The organism is Acinetobacter thutiue (assembly GCF_030385805.1).
In the GTDB taxonomy this organism is placed as follows: domain Bacteria; phylum Pseudomonadota; class Gammaproteobacteria; order Pseudomonadales; family Moraxellaceae; genus Acinetobacter; species Acinetobacter corruptisaponis.
On sequence record NZ_JAUDZE010000006.1, the window covers coordinates 105,665 to 125,524 of the forward strand.

Annotated in this window: 18 protein-coding genes; 14 read left to right on the forward strand and 4 right to left on the reverse strand. The window is 40.0% G+C overall.

The genetic code is table 11. The features are described from left to right. Nucleotides 1–127: 127 nt before the first annotated feature. From QTA56_RS12915 to QTA56_RS12925, 3 genes are all read right to left on the reverse strand, one after another. On the reverse strand, nt 128–799 hold the full coding sequence (locus QTA56_RS12915) for an SIP domain-containing protein (protein WP_267981346.1): 672 nt from the start codon (nt 797–799) through the stop codon (nt 128–130). Beyond that, the gene (locus QTA56_RS12920) at nt 799–2,106 is read right to left on the reverse strand and encodes an alpha/beta fold hydrolase (RefSeq protein ID WP_267981347.1); all 1,308 of its coding nucleotides are present in this window, start codon (nt 2,104–2,106) and stop codon (nt 799–801) included. Before QTA56_RS12920 ends, QTA56_RS12915 begins: the two co-directional genes overlap by 1 nt. A gap of 316 nt (nt 2,107–2,422) precedes the next feature. Next, complete coding sequence (locus tag QTA56_RS12925; protein ID WP_267981348.1) at nt 2,423–3,472, reverse strand: MBL fold metallo-hydrolase; 1,050 nt, start codon at nt 3,470–3,472, stop codon at nt 2,423–2,425. A 212-nt stretch (nt 3,473–3,684) separates the two neighbouring features. On the opposite strand from QTA56_RS12925, the gene QTA56_RS12930 reads away from it, so the two are divergent. From QTA56_RS12930 to QTA56_RS12960, 7 genes are all read left to right on the forward strand, one after another. Further along, nucleotides 3,685–4,275: a TetR/AcrR family transcriptional regulator gene (locus QTA56_RS12930; RefSeq protein WP_267981349.1), complete on the forward strand. Its 591-nt coding sequence runs from the start codon at nt 3,685–3,687 to the stop codon at nt 4,273–4,275. Nucleotides 4,276–4,414: 139 nt separating this feature from the next. Beyond that, nucleotides 4,415–5,446 carry an efflux RND transporter periplasmic adaptor subunit gene (locus tag QTA56_RS12935; protein WP_267981350.1) on the forward strand — a complete coding sequence of 344 codons (1,032 nt, stop codon included), beginning with the start codon at nt 4,415–4,417 and terminating at the stop codon, nt 5,444–5,446. Continuing rightward, nucleotides 5,443–8,493, forward strand: a complete 3,051-nt coding sequence (locus QTA56_RS12940) for an efflux RND transporter permease subunit (RefSeq protein WP_267981351.1) — start codon at nt 5,443–5,445, stop codon at nt 8,491–8,493. Before QTA56_RS12935 ends, QTA56_RS12940 begins: the two co-directional genes overlap by 4 nt. A gap of 25 nt (nt 8,494–8,518) precedes the next feature. Beyond that, a complete protein-coding gene (locus QTA56_RS12945; protein WP_267981352.1) occupies nt 8,519–9,331 on the forward strand; it encodes a MipA/OmpV family protein in 813 nt (270 codons plus the stop codon). A gap of 234 nt (nt 9,332–9,565) precedes the next feature. Beyond that, nucleotides 9,566–10,624, forward strand: coding sequence for an alpha/beta hydrolase family protein (locus QTA56_RS12950; RefSeq protein WP_267981353.1), 1,059 nt, complete (start codon nt 9,566–9,568; stop codon nt 10,622–10,624). Between the two features lie 64 nt (nt 10,625–10,688). Continuing rightward, nucleotides 10,689–11,558, forward strand: coding sequence for an oxidoreductase (locus QTA56_RS12955; RefSeq protein ID WP_267981354.1), 870 nt, complete (start codon nt 10,689–10,691; stop codon nt 11,556–11,558). Nucleotides 11,559–11,567: 9 nt separating this feature from the next. After that, nucleotides 11,568–12,503 carry an NAD(P)-dependent alcohol dehydrogenase gene (locus QTA56_RS12960; protein WP_267981355.1) on the forward strand — a complete coding sequence of 312 codons (936 nt, stop codon included), beginning with the start codon at nt 11,568–11,570 and terminating at the stop codon, nt 12,501–12,503. 172 nt (nt 12,504–12,675) lie between these two features. On the opposite strand, the gene QTA56_RS12965 is transcribed toward QTA56_RS12960, so the two are convergent. Next, entirely contained in the window at nt 12,676–13,266 is a 591-nt protein-coding gene (locus QTA56_RS12965; protein WP_267981356.1) for a TetR/AcrR family transcriptional regulator, read from the reverse strand. 91 nt (nt 13,267–13,357) lie between these two features. Here QTA56_RS12965 and QTA56_RS12970 point away from each other — a divergent pair, with 91 nt between their 5' ends. The 7 genes from QTA56_RS12970 (at nt 13,358) to QTA56_RS13000 (ending at nt 19,860) form a co-directional block, all read left to right on the forward strand. Further along, nucleotides 13,358–14,197 (forward strand): alpha/beta hydrolase family protein, encoded by an 840-nt coding sequence (locus QTA56_RS12970; RefSeq protein ID WP_267981357.1) that lies wholly within the window; start codon nt 13,358–13,360, stop codon nt 14,195–14,197. A gap of 23 nt (nt 14,198–14,220) precedes the next feature. Next, nucleotides 14,221–14,760 (forward strand): hypothetical protein, encoded by a 540-nt coding sequence (locus QTA56_RS12975; protein WP_267981358.1) that lies wholly within the window; start codon nt 14,221–14,223, stop codon nt 14,758–14,760. A gap of 296 nt (nt 14,761–15,056) precedes the next feature. After that, nucleotides 15,057–16,127, forward strand: a complete 1,071-nt coding sequence (locus QTA56_RS12980) for an ImmA/IrrE family metallo-endopeptidase (RefSeq protein ID WP_267981359.1) — start codon at nt 15,057–15,059, stop codon at nt 16,125–16,127. 230 nt (nt 16,128–16,357) lie between these two features. Next, nucleotides 16,358–16,486, forward strand: coding sequence for a hypothetical protein (locus QTA56_RS12985; protein WP_267581308.1), 129 nt, complete (start codon nt 16,358–16,360; stop codon nt 16,484–16,486). Between the two features lie 128 nt (nt 16,487–16,614). After that, entirely contained in the window at nt 16,615–17,649 is a 1,035-nt protein-coding gene (locus tag QTA56_RS12990; RefSeq protein WP_267981360.1) for a nucleotidyltransferase domain-containing protein, read from the forward strand. After that, nucleotides 17,646–19,379, forward strand: coding sequence for a ThiF family adenylyltransferase (locus tag QTA56_RS12995; protein WP_267981361.1), 1,734 nt, complete (start codon nt 17,646–17,648; stop codon nt 19,377–19,379). Before QTA56_RS12990 ends, QTA56_RS12995 begins: the two co-directional genes overlap by 4 nt. Further along, complete coding sequence (locus QTA56_RS13000; RefSeq protein WP_267981362.1) at nt 19,372–19,860, forward strand: Mov34/MPN/PAD-1 family protein; 489 nt, start codon at nt 19,372–19,374, stop codon at nt 19,858–19,860. Before QTA56_RS12995 ends, QTA56_RS13000 begins: the two co-directional genes overlap by 8 nt.

Below are 19,860 nucleotides of genomic sequence, written 5' to 3' on the forward strand. Positions count from 1 at the left end.
TTCACTAATATTAGCGTTAAATCTTTTTAAGAATAAATGTACGTTTCTCCCTCCTGTAAAATAATGAAATCACTTTAAGTGATATTTTTTTCCTAGCACCTAATACAGAAATTTTCATAGCAACACCTCAGTCAAGACCTACTTTTCCTGGGATCCAGTAAGTCTTTGTCTTAATATTTTTCACCCCGTTACTGCGGAGCCTATCTCTCACTGCCACGATAAGATCAGAGCAACCCGTCAACACAACAACAGAATCTCGCACAACTGAAAGCCTGTCAGAAACTGCATCTATAATCGCATTGATATCACCACGTAATACAACATCTACGTTATCAAGCCCAACGGCTTTGGCTGCCGAGTACACATCTGAAGGGTTATCCGACTGGATCACCGTATGTACAAAACCCGACCGCTCAATCGAAAGCGCAGCTGCAACTGCGACGCTTGTTTCATCACCAACAAGAACGATAGGACCATTGTCAATCGTTAACGAACGTTGAGGCCCAATGAAAGGAATAACAGCACCAGGCTGAACCTCGGCAAACCAACGTGCACCAGGTCCATCAGCATGCTTCCATCCTAGAAGCAACATACCCTCAGGATGACGAATCGGGGTATAGGTTCGCACTTCGTCACAAGGCAACAGGAGTTGAACTTTTGTGCCTGCGGCATAGCCATCCATTGTGCTGCCCAGACGAACCAACTGAAAGCCACCAAATGCCTCAACGGAAAGAACCGTGGCACGCTCAAGTGCAAATCTCGAAAACAAGCGAATAATCTTACCTTTTGTCGACGCCATTACTGGTCTCCCGTCTTTTGAATTACATTATTTTGAAAAATAGCCTCTTGAGAATTGGTATCATCGAAAGTTGAAACCATGATCGATGATTGCCATTCGAAATACGGATTGAAGGTAAGCCTTGCATGAATTCTACCTTCTTCCTGATATCCCCAGTCGGAGTACCAAACAAGCTCCCCCTTTTCACAGGACCTCATTTCTTGTTGTCCCTGCCCATTCAGGCAGATACGTAAGGTGCCATTACTTCCATAAAGCGGATTCTCAGGAGAGAATAGCAAGCCCATGTGCGAAAACTGACTTATGCGCTGCTCTGGAATCTTGTCTTCACGAATGAGGGTACGCTTCGTATCTGTCAGCCCAGTGGGCTTATCCCCATACCAGACCAGTCGACTCTGTGGATTGGTAAAGCGTTGCTGGAAGACTTTAAGCAAGTAGTCGGTATTCAGCACAGAGTCATGTTGGGCCACCACCATGAATACAGGTTTGTCATAGGGCTGAGTCAACAGGCGACGCGCCACCTTACTAGTACGATAGAACTGGGCAAATCCATTGGTTGGGACATTCATGTACCGAACTGGAGTTTGATTGGGAATGGTGGCGTCAGCAGGACTAATTATCCAAGGGCGAATATGCGACACTAGAGGCGCCAGCCAATCGAAAGGAAAGCTCTTGAATCCTGGGGAAAAGAGCATAAGCCCAGCAATTTCAGAATGAGAATAGGCGTACTCCAAAACCAAATTTGCCCCTGTAGAGAAGCCACCCAGATAGACGGGCCCATCTACATCATCTTCCAGCGCATAAGCTTGCTCATAGACAATCTTCTGCCACTCTTCAGCAGTTGTACTCAATAAATCACTAGGCTGCGTACCATGACCTGGAAGGAGTACTGTGCGCACGAGAAAACCGTGCTTTACCAACTCCTCCGCAACATCATGGAATAACCAAGGAGAGTCACCCAGACCATGAACAAAAAGAATGCCTTTTTGGGGCTTGCCCTCGATATTTGCTGGACGCCATTCCTGAGGGCCATTCCACAAGAGCTCTTTTTCTTTGTCAGGAAGCTGGAAGCTCCTTCTTGTGCGCATATTGTCCAGTGTCTCTCGCTGGTAATCTTCAAAGCTGACGGCTGCGATCGGCTTCTCGGGAGCATTTAGGGTGGCGCAAGCAGCCAATAGGCTAACGCCCAGTAAAACAAATACTGCCAGCGTAAAAGATTTGATAAGCTTTACGGTCTTTTGGTGAAAGCAGAGGCGTTTAATGAGGTCTGCTTTCATCACCACCTTATACATTTTTTTCATCACGACCATCTCGAAAATTCCAAAGGATATTCCTTGTGTTTATGTTTCATTACTGACAGATGTACGCTTTAAAGTAATTGCATTTTAGGAACAGGCTGAAGCAAATAAATCACATACCTCACATACCAAGTTATCAATGATAAAATCCTGTTTCCAGCCATGTATAAATCCTTTAAATTTTCCAATTAGTAACAGATATTCCCTTTCGGATTCTTGCAGAACACCCAGTTCAAAAATGTTCTTTGGACATATATCTATATAATCATCTTTACCCTCAATTTTTTTGTTGAACAAATGATTACAACGATATGAGCATTAAATCTTTTTATGGATAAATCTTGGTTTCCCCCTCGTGTAAAATAATGAAATCCTTCTGAGTAATATTTCCTTTTTCTAAAGCAGTCTCTAAATCTTTTAAAGGTTGATCAAATGCCTCTGAAGCAAGTTGGAAAGTCCCAAAATGCATACCAACACTTAGTTTCGCACCTAAATCTTTATGCGCTATAACAGCTTCAGATGGGTCCATATGAATGGATTGCATAAAGAATTTTGGTGCGTATGCACCAATGCCTAAAAGAGCAATATCTGGTGAACCAAGGCGATCTCTGGTTTCTATAAAATGTGTTGAGTAACCAGCATCTCCGCCAAAATAAATACTTCGAGCTTTATGCTGAATAAAATAACTCCCCCAAAGACTTTTATCTCGATCAAAAAGTCCTCTGGCAGATGAATGTTGTGTAGGTGTAAAAGTAATAGAGGTATCAGAAGTAACTTTAACGCTATCCCACCAGTCCAATTCTTCTACATTCTTTATTCCAGTTGACTCGATCAGGGCCTTATCACCGATGGGTACAATCACTTTAGGTGAAAATAACTGGTTTAATTTTTTTAATGTCGCAATATCAAGATGATCATAATGATTGTGACTGATAACAATGATGTCAATTTTTGGAAGATCGGCAATAGCTATGCCTGGTTTGCGTACACGTTTTGGCCCAATCCAACTAAAAGGACTAACCCGCTCAGACCAGACTGGATCGGTAAGAATATTTAAACCCTGAAACTGGATTAAAAAGGTTGCGTGATTTACAAAGGTCACGCCCATATCATTATCGCTTAATTTTTCAGCTAGTTTTGGAGTTACTGTGTTGTGTACAGTTGTAGGCCATTTGCTCCGCCCCTCTCTCATCATACGAAATATGTCAGATAAGCCAGGTGAAAACTGTTCTTTTAAAGTAGGATTATAAAATTTCTTTCCATTAAAATGATCCGAAGGCTTAGGCTTACGTTTATTTACTGACGTTGAGCTACTTACCAGAAATATTACACAAAAAGCCTGAACCATAAGCTTATACATTTTTTTCATCACGACCATCTCGAAAACTCCAAAGGATATTCCTTGTGTTTATGCCTCATTACTGACGGGTATACGTTTCAAAGTAAGTGTTTTCTCTCGACATGCCGAAACACATAAAAATTTCTTTACGCTTTGGTTTTATCATGATACTTTCTATCAAAAGTGTCACTTGGTGACATTATTACACTCAGTGACACAGAAGATCAAGCTAGGTATCGATAGAAATTGCTATGACAGTTAAAATTCCAAATTTACGTGAACAGCAAAAGGCAGCCATTCGTAAAGATTTAATTATTAAAGGCGTTGAATTATTTTTAAAACAAGGGTTTGTCAACACTACGGTTGATCAAATTGTTGAACCTTTAGGTATAGCAAAAAGGACTTTCTTTAGATATTTCAGTACAAAAGAAGATCTCCTTTTTGCTTGGCAAATTGAGAAAGTGCCTGAGCTCGTTCAGGAATTGAATAACAGACCAAGTGATGAAACACCCTATACGGCTGTTTGCAATACGCTGGCGTCCTTGCTTACTCGCTATGACCAAAATCCCAAACTTGCCTTGGCATTCATGGCTTTAACGAAAGAAACAAGTTCATTGATTGGAAAGGAATATGAAAAAAGAATTATTTGGGAACAAGGTCTTGCAGTAGCACTGATTAAAAGAGAGGGAGAAAAACAAATGCCCCCCCTTAAAGCAAGAATTATTGTTGGTACAGTCATGTCCGCATGGACAGCAGCACTTGATGAGTGGTTCGAAAGTGGTGGTCAAGCAGATCTACGTCCCATTGTGAAAAAAGCATTTGCAATGATTAACGAATCATAAATCACCCCTTATTTATAAATATCAATGATTGAGGTTTAGGATGACATCCGCACCAGTTCCCCTGAATGAGTCCCCGAAGAAAAATAATACAACACACCGAATTCGGTATGTTGTATTTGGTCTTATTGGAATTCTGGCAATGGCACTTCTTATTTACTGTAATCGTAATAAAGAAGATCATCCTGCTGATCGTTCCAGCACTACCGTTCCAGCACTGACGGTAACAAGCAGCACACCTCAAAAAGTCACTTGGCCACTTACGCTTAATGCAGAAGGCGTTATAACGGCTTGGGAAGAGGCAAGTATTAGTGCCCGCATCAGTGGTTACCAGCTCGTTGATGTATTGGTAAATGTAGGAGATTCGGTAAAAAAAGGACAAGTACTGGCACGTTTTGATCGTACACTGCTACTTGCAGAACAGGCTGAACTTCTGGCAAAAGCTGATCAAGCTAAAGAAAATCAACAACGGATGCTTTCCTTACGAGATAGCCATGCGATTAGTAAGCAGGAAGTGTCTGATGCCATCACAGAATCAAAAGTTGCAAATGCTTTACTGGAAAAAAACCAGCTACAGTTACGCTATACCAATGTTGTTGCCCCAGATGACGGGATAATTAGTGCTCGTGCAGCAACACTGGGAAGCACAGTCCCTATAGGACAAGAATTATTTAAGATGATTCGTCAGAATCGACTTGAATGGCGTGGTGAGTTAACGGCAGTACAACGCTCTCAAGTCAAAATCGGACAAGCTATCATTTTGCAACTCCCAAATGGTTCTACTGCAACGGCCATAGTCCGTCAGATCTCTCCATCCTTTGATAACGAATCTCGTCTTGCAATGATTTATGCGGATATACAGCCGAATAATCAAATACATGCAGGGATGTATGTAACAGGTAGTATCAAACTTGGCGATAGTCTAGCCCTCACTGTACCAGCCAAGAGTGTCATTATTCGTGATGGGTATGACTATGTTCTGGTTCTTTCTGAAAATAAAAACATCTCAAAAGTATCATTACGCAAAGTCACTGTGGGTCGTCGTCAGGGACAAGCCATTGAAATCACTGATGGATTGAATGGTAGTGAACATATTGTGGTTGATGGTGCAGGCTTTTTATCTGATGGTGATGTTGTTCGTGTAGCTCAACGTAGTGGAGTGACCGAATCATGAATTTTGCGACTTGGTCTATTAGAAATCCTATCCCCGCCATCTTGTTGTTTGTCTTATTAACGATTGCAGGGATTTGGGGATTTCGCAGTTTGCCTACCCAAAATTTACCAGATCTTGATCTACCTATGGTTACGGTAACTGTAGCACAGCCTGGAGTTGCTCCAGCCCAGCTCGAAACTGAGGTTGCTCGTAAAGTCGAGGATTCTCTTGCAAGTCTAAATGGGCTCCGTCATCTACAGACATCCGTAACTGATGGTTTAGTCACGATTCAAGTCGAATTCGAGCTTGAAAAAAATATTTCAGATGCATTAATTGAAACCAAAAATGCCGTTGATAGTGTCCGTTCAGATTTACCAACAGAAATTCAGGAACCCACTGTAAGTACCCGAAAAAGTGTGGGAGGTTCAGTACTTACATATGCCGTTGCGTCTCCTAAATTCGATGAAGAAGCTCTTTCCTGGTATGTTGATCATACGCTGGCAAAGACAATATTAGGTGTTCCAGGTGTTGGACGCTTTGAAAGAATTGGTGGGGTGCAGCGTGAGGTCCAGATCAGGATTGACCCTGTACGCATGGCGGAATTTGGTGTTACGGTCGCAGAAGTATCTCACACATTACGTCAGATTCAGCAACAGTCTTCAGGGGGACGAGGGCAACTTGGTGAAGAAGAACAATCCATACGGGTGATTGCAACCGTCCAGCAAGCACAAGAACTTGGCGCTTTGCGAATTACCCTGTCTAATGGAAAAAGTCTCAGACTCGATCAAATTGCATCTATCACAGATACCACAGCAGAACATACACAAGCAGCATTATTGAACGGAAAGCCTGTAGTCGGGTTTAGTGTCTATCGGGCCAAAGGCTACGATGAGGTAAAAATCGCCGAGGGCGTTCGAAAAGTCCTTGATCAGCTTAAAAAAGATGACCCAAGTATAGAGCTGACCTATATTTCAGGTTCAGTCGATGAAACGGTTGAACAATATGACGGTTCTATGGCGATGCTTTACGAGGGAGCTATTCTTGCCATTATTGTTGTTTGGCTTTTCCTGCGCAACTGGCGAGCTACTTTAATTTCCGCAACAGCTTTACCTTTATCCATATTACCCGCTTTTGCAGCGATGTCCCTATTAGGCTACTCACTTAATACCGTGACTTTACTGGCTCTCGCAGTCGTTGTCGGCATTCTGGTTGATGATGCCATTGTTGAAGTCGAAAATATTGAGCGTCATCGGCAAATGGGTAAGCCGATCCGTCAGGCAGCAGAAGATGCTGTTAATGAAATTGCACTGGCAGTAATTGCAACCACAATGTGCCTGGTAGCCGTTTTTATGCCTACGGCCTTAATGGGTGGCATTCCAGGCATGATGTTCCGACAATTTGGTTGGACTGCGGTGATTGCCGTTTTAGCGTCCCTGCTGGTGGCACGTCTGCTTACCCCGATGATGGCTGTCTATTTTCTTAAGCCTGAAGCCCAAAAGGAACATAAAGACGGGCGGATCATGCATAGCTATCTGCATACTGTACGCTGGTGTTTGACCCATCGAAAAACCACATTATTTGGTGCCACATTATTCTTCGTTGCTTCCATAATGCTGGTACCCATGATTCCCTCTGGTTTTGTACCCGCTTCTGACAGTGGGATTACCACAGTCAATATGGAATTGCCTCCTGGCAGTTCATTACAGGATACCTTGTCTGCTGCTGAAATTGCCCGTACAGTAATTGATCAAATACCTGGTATTGAACAGGTATTTACATCAGTCGGGACTCCACAGGAAGCAGGTCAAGGCACCACGCAGGCTGGTAGTGTCCGCAATGCTTCATTGACCCTGATCATGTCACCTCGTGGTCAGCGTGAATCCCAACTGGCCATTGAAAATAATGTACGCCAAAAACTGGAAAATGTTCCTGGTGCACGTTTCAGCCTGAGTGGTGGTGGTCCTGGTGAGAAATTGCAACTGATCCTTGCCAGCGATAACTCACAAGCCCTCAAAGCTACAGCACAATCACTGGAACGTGAGTTACGTGGTATTGGCAAATTATCCAATATTACATCGACAGCCAGCCTTGAACGTCCAGAGATTGTTATTCGCCCCGATAATCAACGTGCAGCCGAACAAGGTATTACCACAGCATCCATTGCGGAAGTGGTAAGAGTTGCGACAAGTGGTGATTTTGATGCACAGGTTGCCCGACTCAATCTTGATAATCGACAAATCTACATCCGTACCAGTGTTGATGATCATCTACGGAAAGATATCAATACATTGTCAAATCTAAGAATTGCTGGAAAAAATGGGTTGGTTCCTCTTTCGAGTATCGCTGAACTTTCTATAGAAAATGGTGCATCTCAAATCGATCGATATGACCGTCAGCGTTATATCACGGTAACAGCCGATTTGAGTGGTATGGCATTGAGCGATGCCGTATCGGCAGCAATGCAATTACCTAGTGTAAAAGCTATGCCCTCCAGCGTGAAGCTTATTCAGACTGGTGATGCTGAGATTGCATCAGAATTTGCATCAGGATTTGGTATGGCAATTATTTTTGGATTGCTATGCGTATTCTCAGTGCTAGTACTGCTTTTCAAGGATTTTTTCCAGCCTTTCACAATTCTCTCTGCCATTCCGCTCTCTATAGGAGGTGCCTTTATTGCCCTTATGATCAGCCATAGTGAATTGAATGTACCATCAATGATTGGTTTGGTCATGCTCATGGGGATTGTGACCAAAAACTCAATCTTACTGGTCGAGTACGCCATTCTTGGAATGCGTGATCGTGGGCTATCTCAATATGAGGCATTGCTAGATGCTTGCCATAAACGTGCCCGTCCAATTGTGATGACGACTATTGCCATGATTGCAGGGATGTTACCGATTGCCTTAGGCCTTGGTGCAGATTCAAGTTTCCGTCACCCCATGGCTATGGCTGTAATCGGAGGTCTTTTGACCTCAACAGCCCTGAGCTTACTTGTTGTTCCCGTTGTTTTTACCTATGTAGCAGGCCTTGAGCGTCGTTTAAAAAAACTGGTACGTCGAGATGCCTAATTATTGATCACAAGGAGAGTTTTTCATGACCTTAAATAATCGTGCCTCATTGACACTGAGTGCAGCCCTACCTTTTGTATTTTTTTTACCCTTGGCAGAAGCTCGAGCAGAAGAAACATCAAATAAATCCAGAAAATGGGATTTAACATTAGGTGTTGGTGCATTGAGTCTGCCTGAATATCCAGGCAGTGATGACAATAAAACCGAAGTGCTTCCACTCATCAATGCTCGCTACAATCGTTTTTTTATTGGTGGTGCTCCTGGCAGTGGTTTACCTGGGGGGCTAGGAGCTTATCTATATGAAGATAAAAATTGGACCTTGGCTGCTGCTGTTGCACTTGGTATTGACGAACCTCGTAAGGAGTCAGATGACAGCCGTTTACAGGGTTTAGGGGATATTGATGCTACAACTCGTGCAGGATTATCGGGCAGCTACCGCACAAACTGGTGGATGGTCAGTGCCAGTGTCATGTCTGATGTAGAGGGAAACAAGCAAGGCACGATGGTGAATGTTGATGCCAGAGTAAACTATCGTCCATTTGAAAGGCTCATGGTTTCTGCTGGTCCTGGTTTGACTTGGGGCAATGATGAATATATGCAGACTTTTTTTGGCGTAAATGCTGAACAAGCTGCCAATTCAAATTTTTCAGCATATGAAGCAGGCAATGGTATTTCAAATTTACGTTTCTCAATTCATGCCCAATACCAACTCACACCACATTGGAATATAGGCGCAAATATCACCGCTGCGCAATTACAAAGTGATGCAGCCGATAGCCCTATCGTTCAGGATAAGAACCAGACAATGTATGGGGCATTTCTCACTTATCGTTTTTAAAAAATTCCTATGACTAATCTCTGATTAGTCATATCAACTTAACGGATAGATAAAAACCAAGAGGTCGTTATTATGCAAGATCAATCGCCGAACGCTCAAACAAATGTAAATCCTACATTTCAAGGAAAACATTGGACAAATCACAATTTTTTTAATGAAAATATTCTAATCGACGCTCTTACAAAACATATTCTAAGCCTTATGCCTTACGGCATGACCGACTTTGGTGAGGTTATGGATATCGTCTGTCAGCTTAAAGACAGTAGTGAAGAAACCTGGGTGACTGCATGGGCGGAATTGGCAGAACGTATACAAGCTCGGGCAGAAGAGGCTGACAAGAATGGTAAAAATGTTACTGCGTCAACGGCTTATCTAAGAGCGTCAACTTATTGGCGTTGTGCATTATTGTACTTTAGCGATTTTGAAGATGCGCGTATGAAAGATTATGCGATTGCGAGCTCAACATGTTATCAACGCTATCTTCATTTATCTGGTTATCCTGGGGTCGCCATTGAAATACCTTATGAGGATAGCTTTTTACCTGGCTATTTTTATAAATCCCCCAATGCTGGAGAAAAAGCGCCTTTACTGATTATTACACCAGGTCGAGATACCTGGGCAGAAGATACACGCTGGGTTTATGACGCAGCTCTTCGTAGAGGGATTCATTGTTTAATCTATGATGGTCCAGGTCAGGGTTTTGCATTAAGACTGAATAATCTGACATTTCGCCCTGACTGGGAAAAAGTCGTCAGTCCGATCATTGACTTTGCTCTGGATAAATTTCCAGAAGTCGATGCGGGTAATATTGCACTTATGGGTTTAAGCTTTGGTGGCTATCTAATACCACGTGTTGCTGCATTTGATCAGCGTATTAAGGTATGTATCACTGATCCAGGCAATATCAGTTGGGGACGACAAATTATCACTCAACTGGAAAAGTTCAAAGAACATCCTTTAGAACAATTACCAGCACAAATGAGAAATCTGGTACGTGATTATGCATGGAAGCATGGTGTACCAAATACAATTAAAGATGTCATTGATGCGCTACAACCCTATGATAACTCAGATATTCTTGACAAGGTAACCTGTGAAACCCTCGTACTGGATGGAACAGCTGAAGTATTTAGCGGTGCAAAACCATTTTACGAGGCATTACAGGGACCTAAGGAATATCTGTTATTTGATGAGACCTCAACAGCCCAATCGCATTGCCAGATAGGGGGATATGCCACTGCCTCTGAATTTATCTTTGACTGGCTGGCTGAGCGACTTGGTGTTCAGTCATAAACTCAAGATGAAACCAACATGGCTTTGAAATGAATTAAAACACTAATTAAGTGAGGAATATTTAATGCACACCTCTTTAAACTCTCATGAATTTTTACTAGGTGGTGATACCCCTATTAATCGTCTTGGTTTTGGCGCAATGCGTTTACCCTGTAACGGCTTTAGAGGCGTAGCACGTGATCCAGAAGTAGGAAAAACCGTATTGAACCATGCTACAAAACTTGGCGTCAATTTAATCGATACAGCAGAATTTTATCAAAGTGGCGATGGCACAGTACGTGCCAATGATCTTATTCGAGATGCATTGCATCCTTATCCACCCAGTTTAGTTATTGCGACTAAAGTCGGTGTAGTATTTAACGAGGATGGAAGCCATCGAACGGCAACAGCTCAAGATATGCGTCAGCTTATTGAGGAAAATTTAAAAAGCCTCGGACTTGACTCTCTTGATCTCGTATATTTGCGAATAGGTGAGATGACTGTACCATATGGAGAGTCTATTGCTGAACGATTTGAAGCATTGGCCAAATTACGCCAAGAAGGACTGATACGTCATTTAGGCTTAAGTAATATCGATCATGCACATTTGGCAGAAGCACAAACGATTGCTCCTGTTACCGCAGTTCAAAATCATTTCAGTATCACTAATCGTAAAGATATGGATTTATTAAATATCTGTACGAACAACAAGATTGCCTTTTGTCCATTTTTCCCACTGGGCGGTGGGATGAATAATATTGATAATGATCAGCTCACCCGAATAGCTGCTAAACATGGCGCAACGACAACTCAGATTGCATTAGCCTGGCTTCTGGCACTTTCTCCTGTCATGTTGGCTATTCCAGGTACTGGTTCACTTGAACACCTAGAAGAAAACATGGCAAGTACGAATATTCAACTGGCTAACGAAGACTTGGCAGAATTAAATCATTAAGGAAATCTGATGAAAAGAATACAATTCGACCATTATGGTGGTCCTGAACATATGTCTTTTGCTGAATATACTTTGCCGACTTTAACAGCCAATCGAGTCCGTATACGTGTAAAAGCTGCTGCACTTAATCCTTTGGACTGGAAATTACGTCAAGGTGCTATGAAGTTTGCAACTGGCAGAAAGTTTCCACAGGGCATGGGTAGTGATTTTGCAGGTATTATTGAAGAAATCGGTGAGGATGTGAAAGATTTTAAAGTTGGAGACGAAGTTTTTGGCACACTTGAAATTCGTAGGCAAGGCGCCTTTGCTGAATTGGTGGATGCAGATTCAGAGCTGATTTGCCTTAAACCAAAATCATTGAGTTTTAGCGAAGCTGCCTGTCTTCCAATTCCAGCCGCAACTGCATGGAATGCTATCGTAAATACAGCCAAAGTAACATCAGGAATGCGTATATTTATAAATGGTTGTAGCGGTGCTGTGGGTAATTTTGCTGTACAAATCGCTTTAAAATATGGTGCAGATGTATCTGGTACATGTGGTGAAAAGTCTATAGAAAATATCAAAGCCTTGGGAGTTCATTCCGTATATAAATATACAGATAAATCCTCATTCATGTCTAATGGTCCCTATGATGTAGTCTTTGATACTCTTGGGACTCTTCCTGTTACAAATGGCTTGGAAATGCTGTTAACTAAAGGGAAGTTTATCGATATTAATCCAACAATTGGCAGAGTGCTAAGAGGAATATCATCTATATCAAAAAGTTACAAAATGGTATTTGCGACAGGGGGATTTAAAAATCTCTCTGATATTGAAAAGCTTGCAACCGAAGGAAATCTGTATTCTTCCATTGGTCTCGAAGTACCTTTCGCCGAGGCATTGAATGTTATAAGAAATATAGAGCAAGGACCGCGAATACCTGGTAGAGTAATTTTATTAATGTAAGAAATGATTTACATAAGATCTTAGACTTCTTGCGAAAGTAGTATTTTATGATTTTTATTTTTACAAGAAGTCTATTTAATAAATTAAAGACAATCTATTAATAAGTCCTCACATGGGCTATGAGTAAAAACAAATAGGAATAATTCAGCACATTAAACTATTTTAAACACAATTAAATCAAATTTTTAATCATTACATCTAATTGTGCAGTTACCGCTTGGAACGGGGTTAAATTTCCCCAAGCTCGGCATAACAAAATCGCCCCCTCAAACGACGCAATAATGCTTAAGCTGACTTGTGTGGCCTGCTCAAATGAGATGCCGTCTTGTTCAAGTGCTTGTGTCAATCTTTGTTTCCATAAATTTAGCACTTGTTTGACTGTTTCAACATATTGTACTTTTTCATCATCATTCCCTGTTTCCATTAATACCGACATTAAAGGACACCCAGCCTGGAAACTGGAGTCCTGTACAATCCCACCCCACCACGTAATAAATATGGCAATGCCCTCAGGTGTCCCATGCTGATTCAGTGCTTTATCCAGTTGTTCCAATGCGATATTTCCAGACAATAACAACGCCTCTTTGACCATTTGTGGCTTACCATCAGGGAAATAATGATAGGTTGAACCCAATGGCGTTTGTGCATGTTTAGCCGCTTCTCGCACACTGGTCGCTGCTAACCCTTGGGTCCGCAATAAATCCAGTACCGCAAAAATAAGCCGCTGCCGTGTATTTAATTTGCTCTCTGCTGCCAAACCCATCAGTCACATTCCCTTTAAAAAACACATTGCTATAACACATGTTATAGTTTAGCATAATTTTCACTATAACAACTGTTATAACAGATTAAATATGAACACAAATCTCACCATCAAAGCCCAAGACGGCTATCCACTTGCAGCACTCCGTTACAGTGCCGACAAGCCGAAAGCGAACATTATCCTTGCAGGCGCAACAGGCGTACCGCAAGCGTTCTATCGACGTTTTGCCGAGTATGCAGCGACATACGGCTACAATGTCATTACCTTTGATTATCGGGGTATTGGTCGTTCTAAACCTGCGGATTTTAAAAATTTTGATAGTAATTTTATTGAATGGGCAACACTTGACCTTGCTGCCGTAGTCCATACGATGGCAGATGATTTACCGCTTTACATGGTGGGTCATTCATTCGGTGGACATGCCTTTGGCTTATTACCCAACCATCAAAAAATCAGGTGTCTTTATACTTTTGCCACAGGTGCAGGCTGGTATGGCTATATGCCAAAAGCTGAGGCCATGAAAGTAAAATTACTGTGGGATTTGGTCTTACCTGCATTGGCACAGTGGAAAGGCTATATTCCAATGTCATTGTTAGGTATGGGTGAGGATTTACCCTATGGCGTGTATCAACAATGGAAACACTGGTGTAAATTTCCGCATTACTTTTTTGATGACCCGAAAGTACCTGAAATTTCAGAACAATTTAGCAAAATCCGTACGCCTATTATTGCTGCAAATGCTTTAGATGATTTATGGGCCTTACCTCAATCACGTAACGCATTTATGCAGGGTTATCAAAATGCTGATGTTCAATTGATTGATATTCCATTAACCCAGTCATTACCGAAAATCGGTCATATGGGTTATTTCCGTAGTGATGCAAAACCGCTTTGGGATAATGTTTTAACTGCCTTTGATCAGACACTTTAACAGCTCCCATTGAGATATTAACTATGCAACCCGTGTTTGTCTTGCCTAATTTACTCAAAGTTTACAAAGCCCTGATTTGGGTTACACTCTACGCTGCTGCTTTGCATTTCTTTGATAATGTTTATTTTTTCTTCCAGTATCCAGAACCTGCCTGGCTAACACGAGAAATTGTTGCATTACTATGGATTCCGATTGCCTTAATGGCACATCGTGCAGTGGATTTAATCTATACAGGTAAAATTGAATACAGTTTTGCGGTAATTCATGGTTTTGTATTAGCCAACTGGATTTCTCTCGGGCATTATTTATTTGCTTGTCCGCAAGAAGTATTAACTCGGATAAATATTGCAATCTTTATCCAAACCAGTATGGCAAGTATTTTATTTATCATGACTTTATGGTTACAATTCACTCGTTATCCGAAGTCATTACCTTATGCCAAACGAGCTTGGCTAAGGAATATTGTCATGTATGTGGTGTTAATCATTATTTTAGAGTCAATTCTTCCATCAGATTTCCATGATTGGTGGTATACGTGGTTAATACCATCAAATCCACATTAGTTCATACGCAGGTTATGGAATTTCTCCAACATCTGGATTGCCTCTTCATTGATACGGAAGCTGTTTTAAAGGATTCTTAACCATAAAAGGACTCTAGAAATATAAAATATTTCATAAAAATATCTATATATAGTATTCAAACATTACTTTTATGACTAAAAGATACCAACATATAGATTACATTTTAAAATTGGTTATATTTTCACGAAAAAATGACAGCTAACATTTGACTTTCATCACATTTTCTTCTATCTTTCTTCCTGAATCAGAAGATTTTTTTGATTCACGGAGGATATATGAGTACTTTTAACCCTGACATGTTAAAAATCGCTCGTGACCTAAGAGGCATGAGTCAGACTGAACTCGTCCAAAATATGAAAAATATTACTCAAGCAGCTTTATCAAAGATTGAGAAAGGTGACTTAAAACCCTCAGAAGAAACTAAACAGCAACTTGCTAAAGCACTAAATTTTCCCGAACGTTTTTTTACTCAACTTGATCATTTTAAAGTTTCTCCAATTAGTCTTCATGCATACAGAAAAAAAGCCACTACAACAGCTAAAGTTCTAAGCCAAATCAATGCCGAAATGACAATAAAAGCTGCTAATTTAGAAGCACTAAATATTTTTTCTCAATTAGATGAAAAATTACCTTTACCTAGCTATCAGATTCATATCAATGTGAGCACTGCGAGTGAGGCTGCACAAAATCTACGTAAGATGTGGGGTTTAGGGTTAGACCCAATAGAGAATTTGACAGAAATAATTGAGCAATCTGGTATTTATATCTTTTATTGTGACTTTGCAGAAGATCATATTGATGGTGTATCTCTACAGACTCAGAATTGCCCTCCATGTATTTTCTTAAATAAAAATCAGCCTAATGACCGAATTCGCTTCACATTAGCCCATGAGTTAGGGCATCTAGTGCTTCACAAATTTGCACCATCTATAGATATGGAAGATGAAGCAAATGAATTTGCAGCCGAATTTTTAGTTCCTACCGAAGCAATCAAGGGACAACTACGCACAACCAACTTAAAAACCTATGCGACAAATAAATTAGCTTGGAAAGTCTCTATGGCAGCTTTAATTGTTAAGGCTAAACATATAGGGGATATTAGTGATCGTCAGTCAGCAACACTTTGGCGTCAAATGAGTATGTATGGGTATAGAAAAGTGGAACCATATCCACTTGAACGAGAATGCCCAAATCGATTTGCTCAATTAATGTTTGAATTTTGCCAAAAAAACAAAGAACAAATTCTTAATGACTTACCATTAATGTTCAATCTATACCCTGAAGATTTTTGTCAGCTTTATAAAGCAGATATAAAAGCCTTGGAGAAAATAACGATGGTTTCTTAAATAATTTAGCCGACCCTAAGGTCGGCTACGAAAACGTGAGAAAGGCAGATTTGGGCATATGCCCCTGCAATTCTGGACCAAAGACTATAGCAAAGCTAAAGGTCTTTCACGTTAGAGTCCCTAGATGTGGTGTCTTGATTCTAACGCAAAAGCCCTCCAAATAGCAATGTTCTCTCTAGTCTAGTCCTTTATTGCGCTCACTTTACTGAGCCCTATACAGGAGTAGATCTATGTCTACAAATACTGATGGTATTGAATACATCTATACACGCTTCATTACCCGCAATGGAAAACGTATTTATCATCCTAAAGGTGGTCTTTATAAATTTCCAAAACGTTCAAAAAAGACTAGTTCTTAGAATTTATGGGGTTTATTTAAAGACTCCATTCGTTCAAAAGTCTTCTATAACGTATAAGTAATTGTTCTCTACCTAGTTTTTCAAGAAAGGCCAGGTATTTCATTGACATATTTTATTAGAGAACACATATGAGTATTCAAAGTAAATTTAATACTTTCAATCAACGAATCCAACTTACACGTCAAGATGATGCGTATAAGGAGGCTCGGGAAAAAGATGATAGTATTACTAGTGCAATCAAAACAAAATTTAAGGAAAAAGGCTATCCTGTTATTGATGATTTTGTTCAAGGTTCATTAATTACTTTCACCGCTATCAAGGAAAAATATAAAGATTTTGATATTGATCGTGCAATTGTCATTGATCATGATCAGGCACCCACAGATCCAGTGGAAGCAAAAAAGGTAGTTCTTGATATTCTAGAGAACCGAGGCTTCCGCAATGCAAAAATCAAAAAACCTTGTGTTACTGCGGATTACCAATCTCAAGATTTACATATCGACATTCCTATCTACAGAAAAACGTCTTGGGGAAGTTATCAATTAGCGGTGGGGAAAAAAGATTCAAACGCTGAAAATAAGGTATGGTCTGACTCAGCTCCGAGAGAATTAATTAGTTGGGTAAATGATTCTTCAGCATTTGGAGAATATGAAACCCAAAAGTTATATCAATTCCGTAGATTGGTCAGATATCTAAAACGATGGAGAAATTTTAAATTTAGTCACGATGTAAGCCGAAAGATTTACTCCATTGGCCTCACAGTTATGATTAAACAGCACTTTAGACCTAGTATTGATTCAGAAGGTTGTCCAAATGACTTAATAGCCTTGAAAGATACTGTGAATTCCATTCTTAATTGGTCTGGATATTTTATTTCTTATCCAGATGATCAATGGAAAGTTCAAGTTAGTCTTCCAGTTTCGCCATATCGAGATATCTTTCATGGAAGTAGTTTCAATACGGGTACAAGATTTAGAAACAGACTTTCCACTCTAAATTCATCACTTCAAACAGTCATTGATGAAACTGATGAATCTAAACAATGTTCGCTCCTTATTGGACTATTTGGTGATGATTTCCCAGAAGGGACAAATAATGCTTCTGCTACACGTAAAGCAGTATTTGCAACTTCTGGAGCTGTAGGGACATCTCAAGGCGCATGAACTATCAACCTATTATTCAACACTTAACTACTTGCGGATACGCTGTATCCGCAATAGAGTTTTGTTTATTGCCGGCCATTAAAGTTGAATGTGAAATTTCAGGTTATGAAGTCTCCCTCATTCACATTAAAGTTGATGAACTCAAGGAAATGCCATCTTTTGTTCTCGAAAAGCCTGAAGCATTTCCACGATTGGCACATACCCTATCATTCGATAAATGGGGAGTTGCTTCTATTTGTGTAAATGTTCCTGATTCTGTTTCTATCAATTACGAAGTACCTGAACTCGCATTTGAGGAATCAATAAAGCGACATATAACACTATTAAATCAATGTCTATCTGATCAAGAGTGGAATGAAAAAGAATTATTACGTGAGTTTTTAGCAGGATGGTATCAAATTCGAGAGCAGGAATACGCCAATTTTCTTTGCCTATCCGATGCTGGTAATTTTGAACTGATAGATGTCTTTCCACCTAAAAAGAAAAATGATAAATATGGTCTGGACTCTTATCATTTTGGAGTTCCAAAAGATTATAACCGGAATTCAAATTACTCTTTAATCAATAATCAAATCAAAGGGAGAGGTATTCCAACAGGTACAGGTTGTATAGTTCCTCTTCAAAGCTTGATTCCTGCCCCATGGAGAAAGAGTGATTTAAGTGACTGGTATATGAAAATATTAGATTTCATTGACCCATCAATACGTGACAAACTCACTCATACTTTTGGCCAATGTAGAGATCATTCTTTCTGGATTATTTTTAATGCTGTAACCGATTCAGGAAAAACATGGTTTGGTCTGCACTTTGTACTCAAAAAAGACATTAAAGGTAAAAAGAATTTTCCACTAAATACCAAAAATTTAGAGTTTTGGGATATTAAAGCAATGGATATTCGCCTGTTTAATAAAGAACGAATTATTCCTCGTAGTGGTGCAGATATATCACTACAAAATAAGAAAGTTTTACTCGTAGGATGTGGTAGCGTTGGGAGCCAGATTGCAAATCAACTCGCTTCAACGGGTATTGGTCATTTAACACTTGTAGACCCAGAATCACTTTCCCTCGATAATTTATATCGCCATAGCTTACCAACTACCTACGTAAATTGGCCTAAAACTTACGGCTTAATATTAGAATTACAAATGAAGTACCCGTGGCTTGATACGGCTCAAAAATTCTGTGGATTATTAGATTTAAGAGATGAGAATCTCCTCAATAGTTTTGATCTCGTCATTATTGCAATTGGCTCACCTAGCCAAGAACGTATTTTTCATGATTTCTGCATCAAAAATGAAATTGAAACAGCAGTAATTAATACATGGGTTGAAGGATATGGTATCGGTGGACATGCAACCTTAGATATTCCTGACAGTTTAGGGTGTTTGAGATGTGCATATGTAAATTCTTTAGACTTTTCCAGAGGTCTGGTATCTAACCTTAACTTCTTAAAATCAGATCAAAGCTTAACAAAAAATATGGCTGGCTGTGGTAATGCTTTTCTACCATATAGTAATCTAACAGCAATCCAAACAGCTCTAATTGCATCTGGCTTAGCCTCTAAATTCTTATTAGACGAAATCACCCAATCATCTAAAGTGAGTTGGAAAGGAAGCCCTACAGATGTTATCAACAATGGCTTTGAACTCACTGATCGTTATCAAGCATTCACAAAACCACTTGAAGTATTACCTCTTTTAAATTCAGGATGTGATATTTGTAATGCATGATGAATATTTTCAGATTTCTTTCAATGATTTAGATTTATCTATCTCGAAATCAGTCTATGATCTATGGCTCAAATTTCGTCAAATGAATCATAATGATACGGAAGCTTGTGGAGTACTAATTGGTACTAAAGATTTTGCTAGTAATCATTACTGCATTGAGAGTGTAACTGTACCGATGTCCAAGGACATTAGAACAAAATATAGCTTCACAATGAAAGATCCGAGACATCAACAAATAGTTGATAAAGCATATTTGGACTCCAATGGAATCTCAATTTATTTAGGAACTTGGCATAGCCATCCTCAAGCTATTCCAATTCCATCACATATAGATTATGAAGATTGGCAAAGATGTTTGAAGCGTAATCCTGATAGAAATTTATTTTTTGTCATCATTGGCTTAGAGCAAATAAAAATTGCCATACACATGAATGATAAATTTATGGATCGCTCTCTTCTTATTGAAAATGAGGACATTTAA

Excerpts from the sequence above, each read along its gene's own strand:
- QTA56_RS12915 (WP_267981346.1), bottom strand. The coding sequence starts at position 799 with ATGGCGTCGACAAAAGGTAAGATTATTCGCTTGTTTTCGAGATTTGCA.
- QTA56_RS12920 (WP_267981347.1), bottom strand. The coding sequence starts at position 2,106 with ATGGTCGTGATGAAAAAAATGTATAAGGTGGTGATGAAAGCAGACCTC.
- QTA56_RS12925 (WP_267981348.1), bottom strand. The coding sequence starts at position 3,472 with ATGGTCGTGATGAAAAAAATGTATAAGCTTATGGTTCAGGCTTTTTGT.
- QTA56_RS12930 (WP_267981349.1), top strand. The coding sequence starts at position 3,685 with ATGACAGTTAAAATTCCAAATTTACGTGAACAGCAAAAGGCAGCCATT.
- QTA56_RS12935 (WP_267981350.1), top strand. The coding sequence starts at position 4,415 with ATGGCACTTCTTATTTACTGTAATCGTAATAAAGAAGATCATCCTGCT.
- QTA56_RS12940 (WP_267981351.1), top strand. The coding sequence starts at position 5,443 with ATGAATTTTGCGACTTGGTCTATTAGAAATCCTATCCCCGCCATCTTG.
- QTA56_RS12945 (WP_267981352.1), top strand. The coding sequence starts at position 8,519 with ATGACCTTAAATAATCGTGCCTCATTGACACTGAGTGCAGCCCTACCT.
- QTA56_RS12950 (WP_267981353.1), top strand. The coding sequence starts at position 9,566 with ATGGATATCGTCTGTCAGCTTAAAGACAGTAGTGAAGAAACCTGGGTG.
- QTA56_RS12955 (WP_267981354.1), top strand. The coding sequence starts at position 10,689 with ATGCACACCTCTTTAAACTCTCATGAATTTTTACTAGGTGGTGATACC.
- QTA56_RS12960 (WP_267981355.1), top strand. The coding sequence starts at position 11,568 with ATGAAAAGAATACAATTCGACCATTATGGTGGTCCTGAACATATGTCT.
- QTA56_RS12965 (WP_267981356.1), bottom strand. The coding sequence starts at position 13,266 with ATGGGTTTGGCAGCAGAGAGCAAATTAAATACACGGCAGCGGCTTATT.
- QTA56_RS12970 (WP_267981357.1), top strand. The coding sequence starts at position 13,358 with ATGAACACAAATCTCACCATCAAAGCCCAAGACGGCTATCCACTTGCA.
- QTA56_RS12975 (WP_267981358.1), top strand. The coding sequence starts at position 14,221 with ATGCAACCCGTGTTTGTCTTGCCTAATTTACTCAAAGTTTACAAAGCC.
- QTA56_RS12980 (WP_267981359.1), top strand. The coding sequence starts at position 15,057 with ATGAGTACTTTTAACCCTGACATGTTAAAAATCGCTCGTGACCTAAGA.
- QTA56_RS12985 (WP_267581308.1), top strand. The coding sequence starts at position 16,358 with ATGTCTACAAATACTGATGGTATTGAATACATCTATACACGCTTCATT.
- QTA56_RS12990 (WP_267981360.1), top strand. The coding sequence starts at position 16,615 with ATGAGTATTCAAAGTAAATTTAATACTTTCAATCAACGAATCCAACTT.
- QTA56_RS12995 (WP_267981361.1), top strand. The coding sequence starts at position 17,646 with ATGAACTATCAACCTATTATTCAACACTTAACTACTTGCGGATACGCT.
- QTA56_RS13000 (WP_267981362.1), top strand. The coding sequence starts at position 19,372 with ATGCATGATGAATATTTTCAGATTTCTTTCAATGATTTAGATTTATCT.